Origin of the sequence: Arthrobacter cavernae, from assembly GCF_017368795.1 — a bacterium.
Taxonomy (GTDB): Bacteria; Actinomycetota; Actinomycetes; order Actinomycetales; family Micrococcaceae; genus Arthrobacter; species Arthrobacter cavernae.
The window spans coordinates 12,827-33,616 of sequence record NZ_JAFNLL010000025.1; the positions used below are offsets into that span (position 1 = coordinate 12,827).

At 66.2% G+C, this 20,790-nt stretch carries 20 protein-coding genes; 3 read left to right on the forward strand and 17 right to left on the reverse strand.

What is annotated here, in order from left to right; genetic code table 11:
* Positions 1 to 87: 87 nt before the first annotated feature.
* Positions 88 to 966 (forward strand): type I methionyl aminopeptidase, encoded by an 879-nt coding sequence (map, locus tag J1902_RS10940; protein ID WP_207616291.1) that lies wholly within the window; start codon positions 88 to 90, stop codon positions 964 to 966.
* 72 nt (positions 967 to 1,038) lie between these two features.
* On the forward strand, positions 1,039 to 1,842 hold the full coding sequence (gene ppgK, locus J1902_RS10945; RefSeq protein ID WP_278253624.1) for a polyphosphate--glucose phosphotransferase: 804 nt from the start codon (positions 1,039 to 1,041) through the stop codon (positions 1,840 to 1,842).
* A gap of 182 nt (positions 1,843 to 2,024) precedes the next feature.
* Here the strand turns inward: ppgK and nrdR are convergent, their stop codons facing one another.
* The 3 genes from nrdR to J1902_RS10960 all read right to left on the reverse strand — a co-directional run bounded on the left by nrdR (position 2,025) and on the right by J1902_RS10960 (position 4,700).
* The gene (nrdR, locus tag J1902_RS10950) at positions 2,025 to 2,558 is read right to left on the reverse strand and encodes a transcriptional regulator NrdR (protein ID WP_207616293.1); all 534 of its coding nucleotides are present in this window, start codon (positions 2,556 to 2,558) and stop codon (positions 2,025 to 2,027) included.
* 164 nt (positions 2,559 to 2,722) lie between these two features.
* Positions 2,723 to 4,099, reverse strand: coding sequence for a histidinol dehydrogenase (gene hisD / locus J1902_RS10955; RefSeq protein WP_207616294.1), 1,377 nt, complete (start codon positions 4,097 to 4,099; stop codon positions 2,723 to 2,725).
* Between the two features lie 49 nt (positions 4,100 to 4,148).
* A complete protein-coding gene (locus J1902_RS10960) occupies positions 4,149 to 4,700 on the reverse strand; it encodes a hypothetical protein (protein ID WP_207616295.1) in 552 nt (183 codons plus the stop codon).
* Positions 4,701 to 4,856: 156 nt separating this feature from the next.
* On the opposite strand from J1902_RS10960, the gene J1902_RS10965 reads away from it, so the two are divergent.
* Entirely contained in the window at positions 4,857 to 5,315 is a 459-nt protein-coding gene (locus J1902_RS10965; RefSeq protein WP_207616366.1) for a flavin reductase family protein, read from the forward strand.
* A gap of 54 nt (positions 5,316 to 5,369) precedes the next feature.
* On the opposite strand, the gene dnaE is transcribed toward J1902_RS10965, so the two are convergent.
* From dnaE to ftsW, 14 genes are all read right to left on the reverse strand, one after another.
* On the reverse strand, positions 5,370 to 8,927 hold the full coding sequence (gene dnaE / locus J1902_RS10970; protein WP_207616296.1) for a DNA polymerase III subunit alpha: 3,558 nt from the start codon (positions 8,925 to 8,927) through the stop codon (positions 5,370 to 5,372).
* A gap of 48 nt (positions 8,928 to 8,975) precedes the next feature.
* Positions 8,976 to 9,566 (reverse strand): hypothetical protein, encoded by a 591-nt coding sequence (locus tag J1902_RS10975; RefSeq protein ID WP_207616297.1) that lies wholly within the window; start codon positions 9,564 to 9,566, stop codon positions 8,976 to 8,978.
* Between the two features lie 129 nt (positions 9,567 to 9,695).
* Positions 9,696 to 10,622 (reverse strand): RluA family pseudouridine synthase, encoded by a 927-nt coding sequence (locus tag J1902_RS10980; protein WP_207616298.1) that lies wholly within the window; start codon positions 10,620 to 10,622, stop codon positions 9,696 to 9,698.
* Entirely contained in the window at positions 10,615 to 11,217 is a 603-nt protein-coding gene (gene lspA, locus J1902_RS10985; RefSeq protein WP_207616299.1) for a signal peptidase II, read from the reverse strand. Before lspA ends, J1902_RS10980 begins: the two co-directional genes overlap by 8 nt.
* Before the next feature lie 100 nt (positions 11,218 to 11,317).
* Positions 11,318 to 12,004 (reverse strand): DivIVA domain-containing protein, encoded by a 687-nt coding sequence (locus tag J1902_RS10990; protein ID WP_207616300.1) that lies wholly within the window; start codon positions 12,002 to 12,004, stop codon positions 11,318 to 11,320.
* A gap of 171 nt (positions 12,005 to 12,175) precedes the next feature.
* Complete coding sequence (locus J1902_RS10995; protein ID WP_207616301.1) at positions 12,176 to 12,463, reverse strand: YggT family protein; 288 nt, start codon at positions 12,461 to 12,463, stop codon at positions 12,176 to 12,178.
* Between the two features lie 105 nt (positions 12,464 to 12,568).
* A complete protein-coding gene (locus J1902_RS11000) occupies positions 12,569 to 13,102 on the reverse strand; it encodes a cell division protein SepF (protein ID WP_207616302.1) in 534 nt (177 codons plus the stop codon).
* Between the two features lie 86 nt (positions 13,103 to 13,188).
* Complete coding sequence (locus tag J1902_RS11005; protein WP_207616303.1) at positions 13,189 to 13,941, reverse strand: YggS family pyridoxal phosphate-dependent enzyme; 753 nt, start codon at positions 13,939 to 13,941, stop codon at positions 13,189 to 13,191.
* Entirely contained in the window at positions 13,934 to 14,629 is a 696-nt protein-coding gene (locus J1902_RS11010) for a purine nucleoside phosphorylase YfiH/LACC1 family protein (protein WP_207616304.1), read from the reverse strand. The genes J1902_RS11005 and J1902_RS11010 overlap by 8 nt, the downstream gene beginning before the upstream one ends.
* A gap of 36 nt (positions 14,630 to 14,665) precedes the next feature.
* Positions 14,666 to 15,880: a cell division protein FtsZ gene (gene ftsZ / locus J1902_RS11015; protein WP_207616305.1), complete on the reverse strand. Its 1,215-nt coding sequence runs from the start codon at positions 15,878 to 15,880 to the stop codon at positions 14,666 to 14,668.
* Positions 15,881 to 16,095: 215 nt separating this feature from the next.
* Complete coding sequence (locus J1902_RS11020; protein ID WP_207616306.1) at positions 16,096 to 16,956, reverse strand: cell division protein FtsQ/DivIB; 861 nt, start codon at positions 16,954 to 16,956, stop codon at positions 16,096 to 16,098.
* Positions 16,949 to 18,319 (reverse strand): UDP-N-acetylmuramate--L-alanine ligase, encoded by a 1,371-nt coding sequence (gene murC, locus J1902_RS11025; RefSeq protein ID WP_207616307.1) that lies wholly within the window; start codon positions 18,317 to 18,319, stop codon positions 16,949 to 16,951. Before murC ends, J1902_RS11020 begins: the two co-directional genes overlap by 8 nt.
* Positions 18,316 to 19,482 carry an undecaprenyldiphospho-muramoylpentapeptide beta-N-acetylglucosaminyltransferase gene (gene murG / locus J1902_RS11030; protein ID WP_207616308.1) on the reverse strand — a complete coding sequence of 389 codons (1,167 nt, stop codon included), beginning with the start codon at positions 19,480 to 19,482 and terminating at the stop codon, positions 18,316 to 18,318. Before murG ends, murC begins: the two co-directional genes overlap by 4 nt.
* Complete coding sequence (gene ftsW, locus J1902_RS11035) at positions 19,479 to 20,789, reverse strand: putative lipid II flippase FtsW (RefSeq protein ID WP_207616309.1); 1,311 nt, start codon at positions 20,787 to 20,789, stop codon at positions 19,479 to 19,481. Before ftsW ends, murG begins: the two co-directional genes overlap by 4 nt.
* Position 20,790: the final 1 nt, after the last annotated feature.

The window sequence follows — 20,790 nt, forward strand, 5'->3', positions numbered from 1 at the left end:
CACGCCTGCGCGTAACGTAGGCAGGCTCACCGGCAAATGCCGGGCTTTTGTTACTTGCGTCTCGTGGGTGCCTTATATGATCAATCTATGCCTTCTCTCGCTTCGACTGCACCCATCGGCACGCTCACCCAAGGAGCCGTCAGCCCCGGGCTGCCCGTACCGGCGTCGATCCCCCGCCCCGAATACGTGGGCAAGAAGGCCCCGGCGAAGTTCACGGGTTCCGAGATCAAATCCGTGGAAACCATCGAGCGCATCCGCATCGCCAGCAGGATCGCAGCCCAGGCCATTGTGGAAGTCGGCAAGCACATCCAGCCGGGCGTCACCACGGACCAGCTGGACAAGATCGGCCACGAGTTCCTCCTGGACCACCAGGCCTACCCCTCCACACTGGGCTACAGGGGCTTCCCCAAGTCCCTGTGCTCCTCCCTCAACGAAGTGATCTGCCACGGCATCCCCGACTCCACGGTTGTCCAGGACGGCGACATCCTGAACATCGACATCACCGCGTTCATCGGCGGCGTGCACGGAGACACCAACTACACCTTCCTGGTGGGCGACGTGGACGAGGAGTCCCGTCTGCTGGTTGAGCGTACGCAGGAGTCGCTCAACCGCGCCATCAAGGCCGTGGCCCCGGGCCGCGAAATCAATGTGATCGGCCGTGCCATCCAGTCCTACGCCAAGCGCTTCGGCTACGGCGTGGTCCGGGACTTCACCGGCCATGGTGTGGGAGAGGCCTTCCACACCGGCCTCATCATCCCGCACTACGACGCCGCCCCGGCCTACAACACGGTGATCGAAACGGGCATGGTGTTCACCATTGAGCCCATGCTCACGCTCGGCACCATCGAGTGGGACATGTGGGCGGATGACTGGACCGTCGTCACCCGCGACCACAAGCGCACGGCACAGTTCGAACACACGCTGCTGGTCACCGAGACCGGCGCCGAAATCTTGACCCTCCCCTAAGCCCTCCGGAAGGTCGTCTGCAGCCACCGGGGCTGCGCCATGCCCACCCCTCCTGCCATGAACGGAAATGACTTGACCAAGAAGGACGAGAAGACCCACAACAACGCCCCGCTGATCGGCATCGATATCGGCGGAACCGGCATCAAGGGCGGCATCGTCGACCTCAAGAAGGGCAAGCTGCTCGGAGACCGCTGCCGCATCCCCACGCCGCAGCCTGCCACCCCCGAGGCCATTGCCGACGTTGTTGCCCAGATCGTGGAGGAGCTCTCGGCCCGGCCGGAGGCCCCCGCCGAAGGATCCCCGATCGGCGTCACCTTCCCCGGCATCATCCAGCACGGCGTGGTCCACTCGGCCGCCAATGTGGACAAGTCCTGGCTCGAAACCGATATCGACGCGGTGCTCACCGAGCGTCTCGGCCGCCCCGTTGAGGTCATCAACGACGCCGATGCCGCCGGCCTGGCAGAGGCCCGCTACGGTGCCGGCGAAGGCGTGGACGGTACCGTCTTGGTCATCACCCTCGGCACGGGCATCGGCTCGGCCTTCATCTTCAACGGCCAGCTCGTTCCCAACGCCGAGCTGGGCCACCTCGAAGTGGACGGACACGACGCCGAAACCAAGGCTTCCGCCGTCGCACGGGAACGGGATGAGCTGAGCTGGGACGAGTATGGGGTGCTGCTGAACCGGTACCTCCAGCACGTGGAGTTCCTCTTCTCCCCCGAGCTCTTCATCATCGGCGGCGGGATCTCCAAGCGCTCGGACGAATACTTCCCGCACCTGGAACTGCGGACCAAGATCGTCACGGCAGAGCTGAAGAACGACGCCGGCATCGTGGGTGCCGCACTCGAAGTCGCACTGCACCACAAGCTGGCCAAGTAGCGGTTTGAACCACCCCGGCCCTGATTCCATGCCGGCCGTTCCGGCGTCCCGGTGGCGATTGTCACCGGGACGGCCGGGGCATTGGCGCGGACGGCCCGACGGTCCTTGGATGCACACCGGCATCTGCCGGTGGTTGGGGACCGGTGGAGGCTGCGACTTCCCCTCCGCAGCCGCCACCGGAGCTAGAGCTGGCTCTTTCCGGAGCCTTGTGCCTGGACTTCCCGCCCGGCGGCGGCGTCCTTGGCCTGGACCTGGGCTTGGCCTTGAGCTTGGGCCTCGTGGCGCAGGAGCGAAATGGCGGACTCGAAGTCCTCAAGGGACTCGAAGGCCTGGTAGACACTGGCGAAGCGAAGGTAGGCCACTTCATCAAGCTTCCGGAGCGGGCCAAGGATGGCCAGGCCCACTTCGTGTGCGTTGATTTCCGCCGCGCCGTTGGAACGGATGACCTCTTCGACTTCCTGGGCCAGCATGGCGAGGTCGTCCTCCGTGACGGGCCGCCCTTGACAGGCTTTGCGCACGCCATTGATGACCTTGATCCTGCTGAACGGTTCGCCCACACCTGAGCGCTTGATGACCGACAGGCTGGTGGTTTCCACGGTGGTGAAGCGGCGTCCGCATTCCGGGCACTGCCGGCGACGGCGGATGGAGGATCCGTCGTCGGCCATGCGGCTGTCCACGACGCGGGAGTCAGGGTTGCGGCAGAACGGACAATACACGTTGGGCCTCCCTGATCGGATCCGGCAGCCCTGCGGCGCCCGACGGGGCGGGAACGCAACTGGTGCCGGAAGTTTTGCTTCCGGCACCAGTTTACGTCCGAAACTACGGTAATGACAAGCTTGTCATTACTACATGTTGTGTCGGCTACCCATAGATGTAGTAGTCAGCCTTCGCTGGCGAAGCGGATCTTGACGGCGTCACCATGGCCGGGCAGATCCTCCGCACCGGACAGGCTCACGATGTGGCTGCTGACCTGTTCGAGGGCCGCCCGGCTGTAGTTGATCACCTGGACCGCGCGCAGGAACGTGGTGACGTTCAGGCCGGAGGAGAAGGCCGCGGTGCCGCTGGTCGGCAGGACGTGGTTGGAACCTGCGCAGTAGTCGCCGAGGCTGACCGGGCTGTAGTCGCCCACGAAAATGGCTCCCGCGTTGCGGATCCGGGCGGCCACGGCAGGCGCATCCGCCGTCATGATCTCCAGGTGCTCCGCCGCGTAGGCGTTGCACACAGCGATGCCCTGCTCGAGGTCATCCACCAGGATCACGCCGGACTGCGGCCCGGACAGCGCTTCGCGCACGCGGTCGCTGTGTTTGGTGGTGGCGGTCTGCCGCGCAAGTTCGACCGCGACGGCGTCGGCAAGTTCAGCGGAATCGGTCACGAGGACCGAGGCCGCTTTGGGGTCGTGCTCGGCCTGGCTGATGAGGTCCGCGGCAACGAGTTCCGGGCGGGCCGTGGCATCGGCCAGGATGGCGATCTCCGTGGTGCCGGCCTCGGAGTCGATGCCCACCACACCCTTGACGAGCCGCTTGGCCGTGGCCACGAAAATGTTTCCCGGGCCAGTGACAACATCCACGGGCTCGATGGGCTCCTCACCGTCGGCCCCGGGAACACCGTAGGCGAAGGAAGCAATGGCCTGGGCGCCTCCGATGGCGTAGACCTCATCGATGCCCAGCAGCGCTGCGGCGGCAAGGATGGTGGGGTGGGGCAGGCCGCCGAAGTCCTTCTGCGGCGGCGAGGCCAGGGCGATCGACTCGACGCCTGCGGCCAGTGCAGGGACCACGTTCATGATCACGGAGGACGGGTACACGGCCAGGCCGCCGGGGACGTACAGGCCGACGCGGCCCACCGGGATCCAGTTCTGGCTCACCACGGCGCCGTCCGCCAGTTCGACGTCGACATTTGCCGGGCGCTGCCCCTCGGCGAAGCGCCGGGCACGGCTGATGGATTCCTCCAGGGCGGAGCGGACAGCGGGGTCAAGCTCCGCCAGTGCTCCGGCGAGTGCCGCAGCCGGAACACGTGTGTGGGACTGCTCGACGCCGTCGAACTTCTGCGCCAGTTCGCCGAGTGCCGCGAAGCCGCGCGAGCGCACTGCCGTGATGATGTCCAGGACCTTGCTCTCGGCGTCGGCCATCGTGTGATGCTGCGCCCGCGGGACGGCGGCGCGCAGTTCCGCCAGCGTCAGGCGGCGGCCGCGGAGGTCCAGGCTGCGGAAGTCCAGCGGCTGGGCGGTGGTGATGGCAGAGTTATCCGAAGAAGTGGTCACCCGCCCATTTTACGGTGCGCGCACCGCCCTGCGGTTTACCGGCGGTTTGCTACGGCCGGGCCGGGGCGCCGGAATCCGGCCTGTTCGTCATGAGGCTCCACAAGGTCAGCAGGAACGTGATGAGTGCCGTGGAGCCGGGCCAGAGGCAAAGCACGGCGAGCGAACGCAGGGAAAAGCCGGGGTCCGTGCCCAGGGCGGGATCGACGGCGGGCCCCCACCACTGGGCGGCCAGCAGTCCGGACAGCCAGGCGATCAGGCCACCCACGGCCCCGCCCGCGATGGCGAGAATCATGCGCTGCAGCGCCTCCGGTTTCCTGCTCTTGCCATCAAGGAGCACTGCAATAAAGCAGCCGGCCAAGAGGAACAAGGCCGCCAGGACAAGATCGCGGGGCAGCCAGGAGTCCGGGTTGGCCGTCGCGGCCAGCTCTGGGTTTCCGGACACCAGGTTCAGGCCGCCCGGGGCAAGCAGCCACCAGGCGAGGCCAAGGACGACGCCGGAGGCGGCGGGGATGGCGAGCCAACTGAGTTGGCGACGGCCCGGGCGAGGGAGGCCGCCGGCGGGCGCGGCGTCGGTCTGGCTGTTCCATACGGGCAGGGTCATGCAATTCACATTAACAAACCTTCACCGCCGCTCAACAAACAAACGGCCTTGTCCGGCCAGGGATACGCTGGGTAGAGAAACAGAAATACCGCATCGTACAGGAGATTGAGCACAGTGGCACCGGAAAATCCCGCCTTTGAACGGACCTTCAAGGAGATGTTCCGGAGGCATGCCGCCGGTGTCGCCATCATTACGGCCAATCTGGACGGCAAGCCCTTCGGCTTCACCGCTACCTCGGTGGCGTCCCTGTCGGCAGAGCCGCCACGCTTCACCTTCAACATGGCGCGCAGTGCCAGCTCCTGGCCTGCCGTGGCCAACTCCACTTACATCGGCGTGCACATGCTGGGCCTGGACAACCAGGAACTCGCCAACCGCTTCGCCCGGACGCGGGACCGCTTCGAGGGCGACCACTGGGAGCCGGGACCGTTCGATGTCCCCATCCTCAAGGACGTCACGGGCTGGCTGATCGGCAAGATACAGATGCGGCTGTCCTTCGAGAACAATGCCGTGGTGGTGGTGGAGGTGGTCGAAGGACAGCTCGGCGGCGACGGAACGCCCCTGCTGTACCACGACGGCGCCTACAGCCAGCCGGCACCGATCGACTACGAAATCTAGCCGTAGTCGGCCCGCGGCCGTGGGCCCGGGCTGCTGACCCGGCCCGACCCTGCGCTAGTTGTCCAGGCAGGCCGGGCCGAGCAGGACCTTCAGGTCGCCGAACAAGGATGGCGTGGGGTTGACCCGCAGGTGCACCGGCAGGGCCATGACCTCCACCCTGGTGTCCCCCGTCAGGTGCAGCCGCACTTCCGAGTTGCCGCGGTGCGTGCGGAGCACATCCCGCAGGTCTGTCACCACGGCCTCGGTGGCCTTGTGCGTGGGAAGCGTGATGACCAGGGGCCCGTTGACCCCTTCGCTGAGGTCTGGGACGGACATTTCCATGCAGTTCAGGGTGACGGCACCGTCGTCGCGCCTTTGCAGGCGTCCCTTGACCACCACGATCAGGTCCTCCGCCAGTACCGAGGCGATGGGCCCGTAGACCTGGCCGAAGAACATGACTTCGATCGAGCCGCCCAGGTCCTCGATTTCGGCGCGCGCATAGGCGTTGCCGCTGGCTTTTGCGATCCTGCGGCTCAGCGAGGTAATCATGCCGGCGATGGTGACGATCGCGCCGTCGTGGGGTCCTTCTTCGCCGATGATCGTGGTGATGGACTGGTCCGAGTGTTGGGTCAGCAGCCCCTCGAGGCCCTGCAGCGGGTGGTCGGAAACGTAGAGGCCCAGCATGTCGCGTTCGAAGGCCAGCTTGTCCTTCTTCTCCCATTCGGGCAGGTCCGGAATCTCCGTGGTCAGGGACGCCTCGGGTTCCTGGTCCTCGAAGCCTGCGAACAGATCGAACTGGCCGATCGCCTCGTTGCGCTTGAGCGTGATGACGGAGTCAATCGCTTCTTCATGGATCATGGCCAGGGCGCGGCGGTGATGGCCCAAGGAGTCGAACGCGCCGGCCTTGATGAGGGACTCGATGGTGCGCTTGTTGCAGACCACGGCCGGGACCTTCATGAGGAAGTCCTTGAACGAGGTGTAGGCGCCCTCGCTGGCGCGGGCGGCCACCATGGCTTCGACGACGTTGACGCCAACGTTGCGGATGGCCCCCATGCCGAAGCGGATGTCCTCACCCACAGGGGTGAAGTTGAGGGCCGACTCGTTGACGTCCGGCGGCAGGACGGTGATGCCCATGCGCCGGCACTCGTTGAGGTAGATGGCCGACTTGTCCTTGTCATCGCCCACCGAAGTGAGCAGGGCGGCCATGTACTCCGGCGCGTAGTGCGCCTTCAGGTACGCGGTCCAGTAGGAAATCACGCCGTAGGCGGCCGAATGCGCCTTGTTGAAGGCGTAGTCGGAGAACGGGAGCAGGATGTCCCACAGCGTCTTGACGGCGGCCATGGAGTAGCCATTGTCCTGCATGCCCTGCGAGAAGCCGGCGAACTGCTTGTCCAGTTCGGACTTCTTCTTCTTACCCATGGCGCGGCGCAGGATGTCTGCCTGGCCCAGGGAGTAGCCGGCCAGCTTCTGCGCCACGGCCATGACCTGCTCCTGGTACACGATCAGGCCGAAGGTCCCGCCGAGGATGTCTTCCAAGGGCTCCGCAAGCTCCGGGTGGATGGGGATGACGTCCTGGATCTTGTTCTTGCGGAGGGCGTAGTCGGTGTGCGCGTTGGCGCCCATGGGGCCGGGCCGGTACAGGGCCAGCACGGCGGAGATGTCTTCGAAGTTGTCAGGCTTCATGAGCTTGAGCAGGGACCGCATCGGCCCGCCGTCGAGCTGGAAGACGCCCAGGGTGTCGCCGCGGGCCAGGAGTTCGTAGGAGGCGGCGTCGTCCAGCGCCAAGCCCTCGAGGTCGAGCTCGGTGCCCCGGTTCATCTTGATGTTTTCCAGGGCGTCGGAAATGATCGTCAGGTTCCGCAGCCCCAGGAAGTCCATCTTGATCAGGCCGAGGCCCTCACTGGTGGGGTAGTCGAACTGGGTGATGACCTGCCCGTCCTGGATGCGGCGCATGACGGGAATGACATCGATGATGGGGTCCGAGGACATGATGACGCCGGCCGCGTGCACGCCCCACTGCCGCTTCAGGCCCTCGATGCCGAGCGCGGTCTCGAAGACCTTGGCCGCTTCCGGGTCGGTGGCGATGAGCTGGCGGAAATCGCCGGCCTCAGAGTAGCGCTTGGCTTCGGGGTTCTGGATGTCCGCCAGCGGAATGTCCTTGGCCATCACCGCGGGCGGCAGCGCCTTGGTGAGGGTTTCACCCATGCTGAACGGGTAGCCCAGCACACGGGAGGAGTCCTTGAGCGCCTGTTTGGTCTTGATGGTGCCGTAGGTGACGATCATGGCAACACGTTCGTCGCCGTACTTCCGGGTGACATAGTCGATCACTTCGGAGCGGCGCCGATCATCGAAGTCAACGTCGAAGTCGGGCATGGAGACGCGGTCGGGGTTCAGGAAGCGCTCGAAGATGAGGCCGTGCTCCAGCGGATCCAGGTCGGTGATGCGCATGGCGTACGCCACCATGGAACCGGCGCCGGAGCCACGGCCCGGACCCACCCGGATGCCGTTGTTCTTGGCCCAGTTGATGAAGTCGGCCACCACCAGGAAGTAGCCGGGGAAGCCCATTGAGGTGATGACGTCGAGCTCGTAGTCGGCCTGCTTGCGGACCTTGTCCGGAATGCCGTTGGGGTAGCGGTATTCCAGGCCGGTGGCCACTTCCTTGACGAGCCAGGAGGTCTCGTCCTCCCCAGGCGGGCAGGGGAAGCGGGGCATGTAGTTGGCGCCGGTGTTGAAGGAGACTTCACAGCGCTCGGCGATGAGCAGGGTGTTGTCGCAGGCCTCCGGGTGGTCCCGGAACAGCTCGCGCATCTCCTGGGGGGACTTCAGGTAGTAGCCGCTGCCGGAGAAGGCGAAGCGGGAGCCGCCGTTGTCGTACGTGGGCTCCAGGAGGGTGGAGCCGGACTGGATGGCCAGCAGTGCCTCGTGTGCCTTCGCGTCGTGCTCGTGCGTGTAGTGGAGGTCGTTGGTGGCCACCAACGGAATTTTCAGTTCCTTCGCCAGGCGCAGCAGATCGCCGGTGACCCGCCGTTCGATGTCCAGCCCGTGGTCCATGAGTTCGCAGAAGTAGTTCTCTGCGCCGAAAATGTCCCGGAACTCGGCGGCGGCTGCCACGGCTTCCTTGTACTGGCCCAGCCGGAGACGGGTCTGGACTTCACCCGAAGGACAGCCCGTGGTCGCGATCAGGCCTTCGGAGTGCGTGTTCAGCAATTCCCGGTCCAGGCGCGGCCACTTGCCGAAAACCGCGTCCAGCGAGGCAATGGACGAGGCCCTGAACAGGTTCCGCATGCCGGCGTTGTTGTAGCTCAGCAGGGTCATGTGGGTGTAGGAGCCACCACCGGAGACGTCGTCCTTGCGCTGGCTCTCGTCACCCCAGCGCACACGGCTCTTGTCGCCCCGGGCCGTCCCGGGAGTCACGTAGGCTTCAATGCCGATGATCGGCTTGATCCCCTTGTCCGTGGCCTTCTTCCAGAAGTCGAAGGCGCCGAAGAGATAGCCGTGGTCCGTGGTGGCGAGTGCGGGCATCCCGAGGCGCTCGGTCTCGTCGAACAGCTCACCGAGCCTGGCCGCGCCGTCGAGCATTGAATACTCTGTGTGGGTGTGCAGGTGGACGAACGAGGCATTGCTGGAAGTCACCACGACAGTCTACCGTCGCGGGGCCGGAACGGCTTTCGCCTGTCCGGGTTACTGCCCGGTTTGCCGCCGGAGCAGCGATGCCGCAACTCCGGCCTCAACGGCATAGAACACGAAGGGCGGGATGTCCTTGTTGATCGCCAGAACGGTGCCGAAAACGGGCACAGACACCGCTGCCGCGATCACGGCCGCGCGCGGGGCCGGCAGGCACGCCAGCGCCCCTGCCAGGGCCGACAGGCCGGCCACATGGAGCCAGGAGTAGGCCAGGAAGGGCCACGTGGCGCCCCGGCGGTGGGCGAAGCGCTCCAGATCACTGGCCCTGTCGGCCAGGCACCACACGAACAGGGGCGCCCCGGCGAGCAGCGACGCGGCTGCAAGGCCCGCAAGCTTCCGCGCTTTTCCGTGGGGCAGCCCGGCGGCAAGCCCGGCAAAAGCAGCGGGAACGACGGCGGTTCCCACCGCTGCCAGATGCTGCCCGGCAACCCAGCGCCAGCCGGATTTATCGAGGATTGCCAGGCGGGCTGCGGGGTCCTGCCTGAGGTACACGCGCTGGGCCGGCGAGATCCCCACACCCCAGAGCACGGCCCCGGCGACGACGGCCGCCGCCGGCCTGTTGAGCGTTCCGCCCTGGGCTCCGTGCACCGCGTGCCTCCTGCCGGACCGCCTGGTGTGCTGGTGTGTTGGTGTGCTGATCTATCAGCGTGCTGGTTCCAAAACGCTAGCCCCGGCCGCGGGCCGCGTCAACGGTGTACGGTGAACCGGACGTTCCGCTCAGGCGTCCCCGCTGGCGAGCAGGTCCAGGGCGTACTGCAGGTCTGCAGGGTAGTCGCTGGTGACTTCCACCCAGTCGCCGGTACGGGGGTGGGTGAAGCCAAGTTGGCGCGCGTGCAGCCACTGCCTGGTGAGCCCCAGATTGGCGGCCAGGCGGGGGTCCGCACCATAGGTGAGGTCGCCTGCGCAGGGGTGTCGCAGTGCGGCGAAGTGCACCCGGATCTGATGGGTGCGGCCCGTCTCAAGATGCACTTCCACCAGGGTTGCCTTGCCGAAGGCTTCCAGGACCTCGTAGTGGGTCACGGACGGGCGGCCGTCCTCGATCACGGCGAAGCGCCAGTCGTGGCCGGGATGGCGGCCGATGGGGGCGTCGATGGTGCCTTCCAGCGGATCGGGCAGACCCTGGACGACGGTGTGATAGACCTTGTCCACTGTGCGCTCCTTGAAGGCGCGCTTGAGGACGGTGTAGCCGTGCTCGGTCTTGGCGACCACCATCACGCCGGACGTGCCGACGTCGAGCCGGTGGACGATCCCGGCGCGTTCCGCGGCGCCGGACGTCGAGATCCGGTACCCGGCACCGGCCAGGCCGCCCACCACGGTGGGCCCGACCCAGCCCGGCGAGGGGTGTGCCGCCACGCCCACGGGCTTGTCAATGACAACGAAATCCTCGTCGTCCAGCAGGATCTTCAGGCCTTCCACAACTTCCTCCACGATTTCAAGGGGATCCCGCCGTTCGGGAATGGTGACGTCCAGCATGGTGCCGGCCACCAGCTTGGCGGACTTGCCAAGGGCGGCACCCGCGCAGCTGACGTTGCCTTCCGAGATCAACAGGGCGGCGGCAGAGCGGGAAATATCCAGGAGCTTGGCCAGGCCGGCGTCGGCCCGTGTCCCGCCGAGCTCCTCAGGAACTGCAACGGACTCACTCACCGGCGGTCTCCTCTTTGCTTGCTGCAGCCGCGGGGTCGCCTGCCTTGGCTTCCCGCTGCTGGCGCGAACCGTCCAGGCCGATCCCCCGCAGGGTCAGCAGGCAGATGATCACCACGCCTGAAACGACGGCGGAATCGGCGATGTTGAAAATCGCGAAGTTGGGCAGCTGGATGAAATCCACCACGTGTCCCATGGCGAAGGAGGGTTCCCGGAACAACCGGTCCGTCAGGTTGCCCAGGGCGCCGCCGAGCAGCAGCCCCAGGGAAAGGGCCCACCAGGCCGAACCAAGGCGGCGGAGCTGGAAGAGGATGGCCACGGACACGCCCGCCATGATGATCGTGAAGACCCAGGTGACGTTCTCGCCGATCGAGAAGGCCGCTCCCGAGTTGCGGATGAAATACCAGTGCAGCAGGGGCGGGAGTACGGGAATCCGCTCACCCTCGACCATGGTGCTGGTGACCCAAAGCTTGGTCAACTGGTCGAAGGCGTAGGCGAAGACGGCAAAACCGGCAAACAGCCAGAGCATGGCCGGGCGCCAGGTGTGGCGGACTGTGGGGGCCGGCGGTGTGGTGCCGTCCGTGTGTTCGTCGGTCATAGTGCTTTCATTCGGGAACCGTGGCGGGCTGCTGACTCTGCGTTAACAGCAGAGGCCGGCGGCCGAGGAGTCCTCAGCCACCGGCCTTCAGAATACTTGCTTAGACGTCAGCAGTCGCTTCGCCGACCTCGGGGGCCGCAACGGAACCACGGGCGTCAAGATCGCGCAGCTGGCCTTCGATGTAGGCCTTGAGGCGCGAGCGGTAGTCACGCTCGAAGCCGCGGAGCTGCTCAACCTTGCGCTCCAGGACGGAACGCTGCTGTTCCAGGGCGCCGAGGATCTTGCGGGACTTCTCCTGGGCATCGTTGACCAGGCCGGAGGCCTCGATCTGTGCCTCGGCGATGATCTTGTCCTTCTGCTGTGCACCGTCTGCGACGTGCTTGTCGTGCATCTGCTGGGCCATGGCCAGCAGGCCTGCAGCGGATTCGGCAGAGGCGGTGACAGCAGGCGCAGCGGGGGCCGGAGCAGCCGCGGCAGCAGCCTTCTCGGCTTCCTTTGCCTTGGCGGCGGCAGCCTTGGCTTCGGCCTCGGCCTTCGCCTCGGCTTCCTTGTCCACCTTGACGGGGGCAGGAACCTTTTCGACCACGGGAGCTGCGGCGGCAGCTGCGGGAACGGCGGTACCGCTCTCGCCCAGCTTCTTGCGAAGCTCGTCGTTTTCCTGGTTCAGGCGACGGAGTTCTACGACGATCTCGTCGAGGAAGTCGTCCACCTCATCCTGGTCGTAGCCTTCGCGGAACTTGGTCGGCTGAAAGCGCTTGTTGACAACGTCTTCTGGCGTCAAAGCCATCTGGTCACCTCATTGGTCTAGTTAGTCAGTAGGCCTTCCGGCCGTTCAAAACTACGGTACCTAAATATCGTCTGGTTCCTCCAATTCAACACCATCGTGTTGGATTGGAGAATTCACGGGCCTGGACCATCAGGAACGCTGCCGTTCCCGGGCCCCGCTTCGCGGGAAAATCTATGTCAAGCCGAGTGTCACGCTCATCAGGATGTAGACCACGATGAACAGGATCAGGAAGCCGAGGTCAAGGGAGACACCGCCCAGCTGCAGGGGCGGCACCATCCGCCGCAACCGCTTGAGCGGCGGATCAGTGACCGAATACACGACATGCGCGGTGACCAGGGCGGCGCCGCGCGGCCGCCATTGCCGGGCGAACATCTGGACCCACTCAAAGACAAGCCTGATGATCAGCGTGATGAAAAACAGCAGCAGCGCAATATGGATAAGGCCGAAAACAATGCCCACGAGTTAGCTCAGATCTCCCACTTGTTTTGGATTGTTGCTCGGTCCCTATTATTGCAACACAGATGCCAGGCCGGTCGACCCGCCTGGCATCTGGATATTCTGTTGTCAGCTCTGGTTGAAGAAGCTGGCCTGCGTTTCGCTGGCCTTCTTGTCGTCCCCGATGACCTCAACGTACGACGGCGACAGCAGGAACACCTTGTTCGTCACCCGCTCGATGCTGCCGTGCAGGCCGAACACGAGGCCCGCGGAAAAGTCGACAAGCCGCTTGGCATCCGCCTCCCCCATGTCGGTCACGTTCATGATGACGGGGATGCCATCCCGGAAGCTCTCGCCGATGATCTTGGCATCATTGTAGGAGCGGGGGTGGACGGTGGTGATCTGCCTCAGGCCAGAGACGTCTTCGCGGCTTGATGCCGCACGCTTGATGGGTGTCACGGGTGCGCGGTATTCCTCTTCGGCGACAACATGGGGTACTTCACGGACAATTTCCCGGACGGGGGCAGGAGCGCGGCGTTCTTCACGCTCACGGTCCTCGGAGTGGTCCTCGTCCTTGTGCGCTGCGTGGGGCTCAGACTCGTAGTGGTCCTCGCCGTCGGCCAGCCCAAGATAGATCATTGTCTTGCGCAAAGCGCCAGCCATGGTGGACTCCTATCGTGTCTGCAGTAGGCGGGCCGCCATGACTTGACGTTGTTGGAATCCCGGCCCGTCGTTCCAATACTTTGACGCTACCGCACGGCCGGTCTCGAACCGAGAATATCGGAGCCGATTCTCAGGTGTGTCGCCCCGAATCTGATCGCCGCTTCAAGGTCCTGGCTCATGCCGGCGGAGATCCCGACGGCGGCCGGGTGGTTGGCTCGCAATGCCGCCGAAATCCCGGCAAGCCGCTCGAAGGCCGCGTCAGGGTGCGCGCCGAGGGGCGCAACGGCCATGACACCGGCAAGGTGCAGGCCCGCGGCAGTTTCGATCCGGTCCGCAAGCAGCCCGACGTCGTCCGGGCCGGCACCGCCGCGGTGCTCGCCGCCGTCGTCCTCGAGACTCACCTGGATGTAGCAGTACAGGTCCGGCCGTCCCGTCGCGTCCTGTTCGCGCGCCACTGCCTTGGCGAGGGCATCGGCAAGCTGGAGGCGGTCGACGGACTGCACCGAATGCGCGTACTTGACCACGGATTTGGCCTTGTTGCTCTGGAGCTGGCCGATGAAATGCCAGCGGACATCCAGGCCACCCAGTTCGGCTGCCTTGGCGGATGCTTCCTGGTCGCGGTTCTCGCCGACGTCGGCGACCCCCAGGGCTGCGAGACGGCGGACATCCGCTGCGGGATGGAACTTGGTGACGACAATCAGCCGGGGCTCATCCAGGCGCCCCGCAGCGCTCGTGGCCGCACTGATGCGGTGGCGGACGGCGGCCAGCCGTTCCTGGAGCACTGCGCTCCGGGCATCGTCGGCCGAGGCCTGTGCCGTGTGGGGGGGGTGATCAGTCATGCGTCCATACCAAACCTGCGAATCGACCGGTCTGCGCGTCGCGCCGGTACGAGAAAAGGGAGTCGTTTTCCAGCGTACATTCGCCGGAATACGCGAGTTCGACGTCGAGGACCGCCAATTGCGCCCGCACGCCTGCCGGCAGGTCGAGACCGGGCGTTCCCCACGACGTCTCCGACCAAGTGGCCGGCTCAATCGCGGCGACGGCCGCACGCATGTGCGCGGGGACCTCGTAGCAGGCGCCGCACACGGACGGGCCGATCCAGGCGCGGATACCCGTGGCTCCGTGGCGCCGCATTTCCGCGACGGTTGCCGGAACCACATGCGAGGCCACGCCGGGGCGGCCGGCATGGGCCACCGCCAGGATGGGCTTGTCCTGGACGGGACCCGCGCCGAGCAACACCACGGGAACGCAGTCGGCCACCATGACGGCGAGGGGCTGGCCGTCGGAGACCATCGCATCGGCAGTGGGGCCTGCACCCAGGGTGCCAATGAATTCCACGGAATTGCCGTGGACCTGATCCATGAACTGGAATTGCCGGCCGCCGAGCCCCGCTGCTGTTTCCAGCGCGGCCCGGCGTGCCATCACATTTACGGGGTCATCCCCCACATGCAGGGCCAGATTACCGGCGCCCGCCTCCGTGAAGGCGACCGAAACACCAGGCCGCACTTCATTCCGCCACCAAAACACCGGTAACTGGGTCTCCTGAACTTTGCGGAGGGCTTCCTACTTCAGGAAGTCCGGAACGTCGAGGTCGTCGGTGCGGCTGCCGGACAGGTCCGGCTCCACCACGGCGGGAAGATCGACGTCGAAACCCGAGTCCGCGGGCAGGGCCGAGGGGCGCTGCTGGCCCCAGTTGCTCAGGCCCGAGGCGCCGATGCCGGCAGGAACGTGCTGCGGTGCGGCGGCGTGTGCCGGAGCAGCAACCGGAACGAGCGGGCGTTCGGCAGGAGCAACCGCGGGACGCGACTGGTCCATGGACGGCGAGGTGGCCTTGACGTCGTCGAAGCCGGCGGCGATGACGGTGACACGGGCCTCGTCACCCAGGGCGTCGTCAATGACGGCACCGAAGATGATGTTGGCCTCCGGGTGGGCTACCTCCTGGACAAGGCGTGCGGCCTCGTTGATCTCGAACAGGCCAAGGTCGGAGCCACCCTGGATGGAGAGCAGGACACCATGGGCACCGTCGATGGATGCTTCCAGCAGCGGGGACGCGATGGCCAGTTCCGCAGCCTTCACTGCGCGGTCTTCGCCCCGGGCGGAACCTATGCCCATGAGCGCGGAGCCGGCACCCTGCATGACCGACTTGACATCGGCGAAGTCAAGGTTGATCAGGCCCGGGGTGGTGATGAGGTCCGTGATGCCCTGGACGCCGGAGAGGAGCACCTGGTCAGCGGAGCGGAAAGCGTCCAGGACGGAGACGTTGCGGTCGCTGATGGACAGGAGCCTGTCGTTGGGGATCACGATCAGGGTGTCGACTTCGTCGCGCAGGGCGTCGATGCCGGCCTCGGCGGAACCCGCACGGCGGCGGCCTTCGAAGGTGAACGGACGGGTGACAACACCGATGGTCAGCGCACCTAGGGAGCGGGCGATGCGCGCGACAACGGGTGCGCCACCGGTACCGGTGCCACCACCCTCACCGGCGGTGACAAAGACCATGTCTGCACCGCGGAGAACTTCTTCGATCTCATCGGCGTGGTCCTCGGCGGCCTGCTTGCCGACCTCGGGGTTGGCGCCGGCGCCCAGACCACGGGTGAGTTCGCGTCCGACGTCGAGCTTGACGTCCGCATCACTCATGAGCAGCGCCTGCGCGTCGGTGTTGATGGCGATGAATTCGACGCCGCGAAGGCCGACTTCGATCATCCGGTTGACTGCGTTCACGCCACCGCCGCCGATGCCGACGACCTTGATGACGGCCAAGTAGTTCTGCGGTGCTGCCACGTTTCGTGCCCCTTGCTTGTGTCCTATAGCGAAACTGATCGAGTCCAACGTGAATTCCTGGACCTTAACCCTCTAGTTGAAGGTTGTTGTTATGTCAAGTAACTCTACCGGTGACGGTATTTCCTATGGTTCGCACATTCAATGACCGCTTCCGCGTGTCGCCTGAATGGGGCGAAATAAGGCCGTGTCCGGTCACTTGTTACTTGCTGCTGCTTCTATTTGGTGAATGGATGCCGCGGTGTGCTGACGTCGTAGACGTTGATGGGAACCTTGGGGTCAGGCGGCATCTTCAGGAGAGCCTCCAGCGCCTTGGCCTTGAGTTCCTTGTCCTCGGCATTGCCCCACACTACCGTCTTGCCGTCGTTCAGGCGCAGTTCCACGGCGTCAGCCGACTTGGCCGAGGCCGCGGAGAGCCTTGCCAGCACGTCCGCCGGCAGGGTGTCCAGGACGGCGGTGATGACCTTGAACAGCTCGGTGTTGGTAGTGCCGGCGCCTGCATCGATCAGCGGAAGCGGAACCTCGGCAGGGTCCTTGGTGGCGCCGAGGTGGATGCCGTCCACATCGACCATGACGTAGGACTCCCCCTGCTTGGCCAATGCCACGGGCACCCGTTCGACAATGTGCACCAGCAGCTCCGACGGCGGCCTGGCTTCGATGGTGGCCGAGCGGACCTGGACGAGGGGCTTGAGGAGCTCCGCGACTTCCTGCTCGCTGAGCTGCGGGAGCGGTTTGCCCTCGACGGCGGCGAGGGCCTTCTGCACCGCAGCCGGAGTCAGCAGCTTGGTCCCGTCCACGGTGATGGTCTGGACAGCCAGGACCGGCGAGTAGACCGCGCCGGCAACCACGGCGACCACAAATGCGGCCACGGCCGCTACGACCCACAGGAGGATGCGGCGTTTCCGGCGCCCTTTGGGCTCCGGGAACTCGATCACATTGCTGCTGGGAAGCGGAGTCTTGGCCGGCGGCGCCTCGGGCTCGATGGCCCGCTCGGCGCTGATGACGGCGCCCGGTCCCGACGGAGTGCCCGGCCCGGACGTCGCTCCCGGCCGGAGGCCCGGCTTCCGGGGGCTAGCCACCGAGCGACTCGACGATCCGCGGCCCGTAGGCAGTCACGTCCCCCGCTCCGACTGTCAGCACAATGTCGCCCGGGCCGGCCACGGCCAGCACTGCGGCCACGGCGTCCTCGCCTGCAGCCACGAGGCTCCCGGCAGTCAGATACTCGGTGATCAGGGTGCTGGTGACGCCGGGGATCGGGTCCTCGCGGGCCGGGTAGATGTCCAGGACCAGCGCGGTGTCGGCCGTGTTCAACGCCTCGGCAAATTCACGGGCAAACTCACGCGTCCGGGAGAAGAGGTGCGGCTGGAAGAGGACATGGACTTTGTTCCCGCCGGCCACCGAACGGGCTGCCGACAACGCAGCCCGTACTTCCGTGGGGTGGTGGGCGTAGTCGTCGTAGACCCGGATCCCGCGCCCCTCGCCCTTGAACTCGAAACGGCGCGAGGCGCCGGTGAAGTGGCCCAGTGCGGCAGCAGCAGCGGCGGCATCCACCCCGAGTTCGACGGCGACGGCGAAGGCTGCGGCCGCGTTGAGGGCGTTGTGCCGCCCCGGGACCTGAAGGTCCAAACGGTAGCGTTCGGCGCCGTCGGACACCCAGACGTCGCCGGGACCGCCGTCGTGCAGCCGGATGTCGGCGTCGTCGGTGGTGCCGTAGGTGAGCACACGCGTGGTGCCACGCGCCGCGGTGCGCCCGGCCAGGGCCCGGGCGCCGTCGTCGTCGGCGCAGGCCAGCAGGGCACCGTTGCCGGGCAGGAGGCCCACAAACTTGTCAAAGGAGGCGTACACGGCCTCTGCCGTGCCGTAGTGGTCCAGGTGGTCGGCCTCGACGTTCGTGACGACGGCGATCAGCGGCCGGTAGTTCAGGAAGGAACCGTCGGATTCATCCGCTTCCGCCACGAAGATGTCCGAGGCTCCGTGGGCCGCGTTCACGCCGAGGGCCGGTACGTTCGCGCCGATCGCGAAGGACGGGTCCAGTCCGGCCTCCTTCAGGAGGACGGCCACCATGGAAGTGGTGGTGGACTTGCCGTGCGTTCCGGCCACCGTGACCACGCGGTCGTTGGCCATGGTGGCCGCCAGGGCCTCGGAGCGGTGCAGGACCGGGAGGCCGGCAGCCCGGGCGGCAGCGAGTTCGGGGTTGTCCGCCCTGATGGCGGATCCGGCAACGACCGTCTGGGCATCGCCGAGGTTCTCCGCGGCATAGCCGACGGCGATCCTGGCACCGGCCGCTGCAAGGTCCTGCATGACCGGGAGATCCTTGGCGTCGGAGCCGCTCACGGCAACACCTCGTGCCACCATGATCCGGGCCACGGCGGACATGCCGACGCCGCCGATACCGATGAAGTGGACGCGGCCAAGGGACGCGAGTTCAAGCTGGGGTGTCATGCGGATACCGCTTCCAGGACAAGATCAGCCATGCGCTGATCGGCGTTTCTGATGCCGAGTGCCTCGGACTTCCGGGCCATGTCGTCGAGCCGGGACCTGTCCCCGAGCAGGGGGATCAGCTCGGCCGCGAGCCAGGCGGCGCTGAGTGCCTTGTCCTCGACCAGGAGCGCTCCTCCGGCCTTCACCAGGGCGGCCGCGTTGAGGGCCTGTTCGCCGTTGCCGATCGGCAGGGGGACGAAGACTGCGGGCACGCCGACGGCTGCCACTTCGCTGACCGTTGCGGCTCCGGCCCGGGCCAGCAGGACATCGGCGCCGGCATAGACGTTTTCCATGCCGTCCACGTATTCCACCTGCCGGTAGCCCTCGGCAGCCAGTAGGCCGCCGTCGAAGTCCAGGACTGCCTTGCCGCGTCCGGTGATGTGCAGTGTCTGGACGCCGGCAGCGGCCAGGGCGTCGAGGGCGCCGGAGATGGTGCGGTTGATGCTCAGGGCGCCGGAGGACCCGCCGGTGACGATCAGGGCGGGCCGGCCGGCATCGAGGCCGAGGGCTGCCTTCGCCGCGGGGGCGGCAGCTGCGCGGTCCAGGCCGGAGATGGCTTTGCGCATCGGCATGCCCACGTGGCGGGCATGGCGCAGGCGGGTGCCGGCAAAGGCCACGGCGACGTGCTTGCTGAAGAGCGCGCCAACGCGGTTGGCCAGGCCGGGCCGCGTGTTGGCCTCGTGGATGACAATCGGGATCCTGCGGCGGCGCGCGGCCAGATACATGGGCGTACAGACATAGCCTCCGACGCCCACTAGCACGTCCGCGTGTGCCTCGTCCAGGATGCGGCCGGCCTGCCGGACGGCGCCCGCGAGCCTGGCCGGGAGTTTCAGGAGGTCCAGGGACGGCTTCCTCGGGAACGGCACGCGGTCGATCGTCGCCAATTCGTAGCCGGCCTCGGGCACCAGACGGGTCTCCATGCCGGCCGGGGTACCCACGGCGAGCATTGCCGCGTCCGGGCGGGCTGCTTTCACGGCGTCGGCGATTGCCAGGAGCGGGCTGATGTGGCCTGCTGTTCCACCGCCTGCAAGGACCACGGACAGGGGCCGGGGCCTTGCGGCTGGCTGGGGCTCGGTGCTTGGCTGGGGCCCTGCGGTTGGCTGGGGCAAGGACTCGCGATTCATGAAGGGCTAATACGCTTTCGTGCGGTTTTCGAAGGACGCCACGGGAACAGACGGGGGCGGTGGCTGGGAGCCAGCTGGGACCGGGCCAAAGACAACACTACGCCCACGCCGCACAGCGACATCACCAGCGCGGAACCGCCATAGGAGATGAACGGCAACGGCACGCCGATGACCGGTAGCAGTTGGATGACCACCGCCATGTTCATGCACGCCTGCCCAAGGAGCCAGACCATGATTCCACCGGCCAGGGTCCGCTGGAAGGCATCCTTCTGGCGTACCACCACCCGGAAGATGGCCACGCCCAGGATCGCGAACAGCACCAGCACCACGGTGGTGCCCACGAGTCCCAGTTCCTCGCCGATGATGGCGAAGATGAAGTCGTTGTGGGCCTCGGGGAGCCAGTTGTACTTTTGCCGGCTCTGCCCAAGCCCCAGGCCAGTCCAGCCGCCCTGGGCCAGTCCGTACATGCCGTTGGTGGACTGGAAATCGAAGTCGTATTCGGTTTTGCAGGTTTCGGAGGCATTGCCGAGCCAGGACGTGATGCGGCAGATGCGGTTGGCGCTGCTGGCGGTGGCCACCGTGGCACCGATGACAACGATGATGCCCGCGATCGCCAGCATCCGCGCAGGAACGCCGGCGAAGAAGAGCCCCGCCGCCAGGATGGCCGCAATGACGATGACGGTGCCGAGGTCGTTGCCCAGCATGACGAGGCCAATGACCAGCACGGCCCCCGGAATAACGGGGATGATGACGTGCCACCAGCGGTGGAGCAGTTTCTGCTTCCGGGCCAGCACGGCAGCGATCCAGATGCACAGGACCAGCTTGGCGGTCTCCGAGGGTTGGAGCGTGACCCCGCCGAAGTCGATCCAGTTCTTGTTGCCGTTGACGCTGCGCCCCATGGCCTGGACGAGCACGAGCAGCACGATCACGGCGCCCAGCGCCCACCAGGACAGCTTCTTCATCCAGCTGACGTCGGTGCGGGAGATGACGTACATCGCCACCACGCCGATCGCCCCGAAGACGGCCTGCTTCATGGCGTCGGCGTATGGCGATTTGCCCTCGGAAATGGCTTCGACGCTGGAAGCGGAGAGCACCATCATGATGCCGATGGCCGTCAGGGCCAGCGCGCAGCCGAGGATCAGGTAGTACGTGGAGCTGTTGGGGGCCTTGCTCTTGCCCTCAACCCGGTCCCAGAAGCCGCGGAGGTGTCCGCGGAGCCCGGAGGGCCGTTTGGCATCCTTCGCCACGGGCCGGGTCTTCCCTCCCGCGGGTTCCTTGTCGCGGGTACGGGTGGGCGTGCTGACCATG

Coding starts and splice junctions, on each gene's coding strand:
- map (WP_207616291.1), top strand. CDS start 88: ATGCCTTCTCTCGCTTCGACTGCACCCATCGGCACGCTCACCCAAGGA.
- J1902_RS10960 (WP_207616295.1), bottom strand. CDS start 4,700: ATGACCCTGCCCGTATGGAACAGCCAGACCGACGCCGCGCCCGCCGGC.
- J1902_RS10965 (WP_207616366.1), top strand. CDS start 4,857: ATGTTCCGGAGGCATGCCGCCGGTGTCGCCATCATTACGGCCAATCTG.
- lspA (WP_207616299.1), bottom strand. CDS start 11,217: ATGACCGACGAACACACGGACGGCACCACACCGCCGGCCCCCACAGTC.
- J1902_RS10990 (WP_207616300.1), bottom strand. CDS start 12,004: ATGGCTTTGACGCCAGAAGACGTTGTCAACAAGCGCTTTCAGCCGACC.
- J1902_RS11000 (WP_207616302.1), bottom strand. CDS start 13,102: ATGGCTGGCGCTTTGCGCAAGACAATGATCTATCTTGGGCTGGCCGAC.
- J1902_RS11005 (WP_207616303.1), bottom strand. CDS start 13,941: ATGACTGATCACCCCCCCCACACGGCACAGGCCTCGGCCGACGATGCC.
- murC (WP_207616307.1), bottom strand. CDS start 18,319: ATGACACCCCAGCTTGAACTCGCGTCCCTTGGCCGCGTCCACTTCATC.
- murG (WP_207616308.1), bottom strand. CDS start 19,482: ATGAATCGCGAGTCCTTGCCCCAGCCAACCGCAGGGCCCCAGCCAAGC.
- ftsW (WP_207616309.1), bottom strand. CDS start 20,789: ATGGTCAGCACGCCCACCCGTACCCGCGACAAGGAACCCGCGGGAGGG.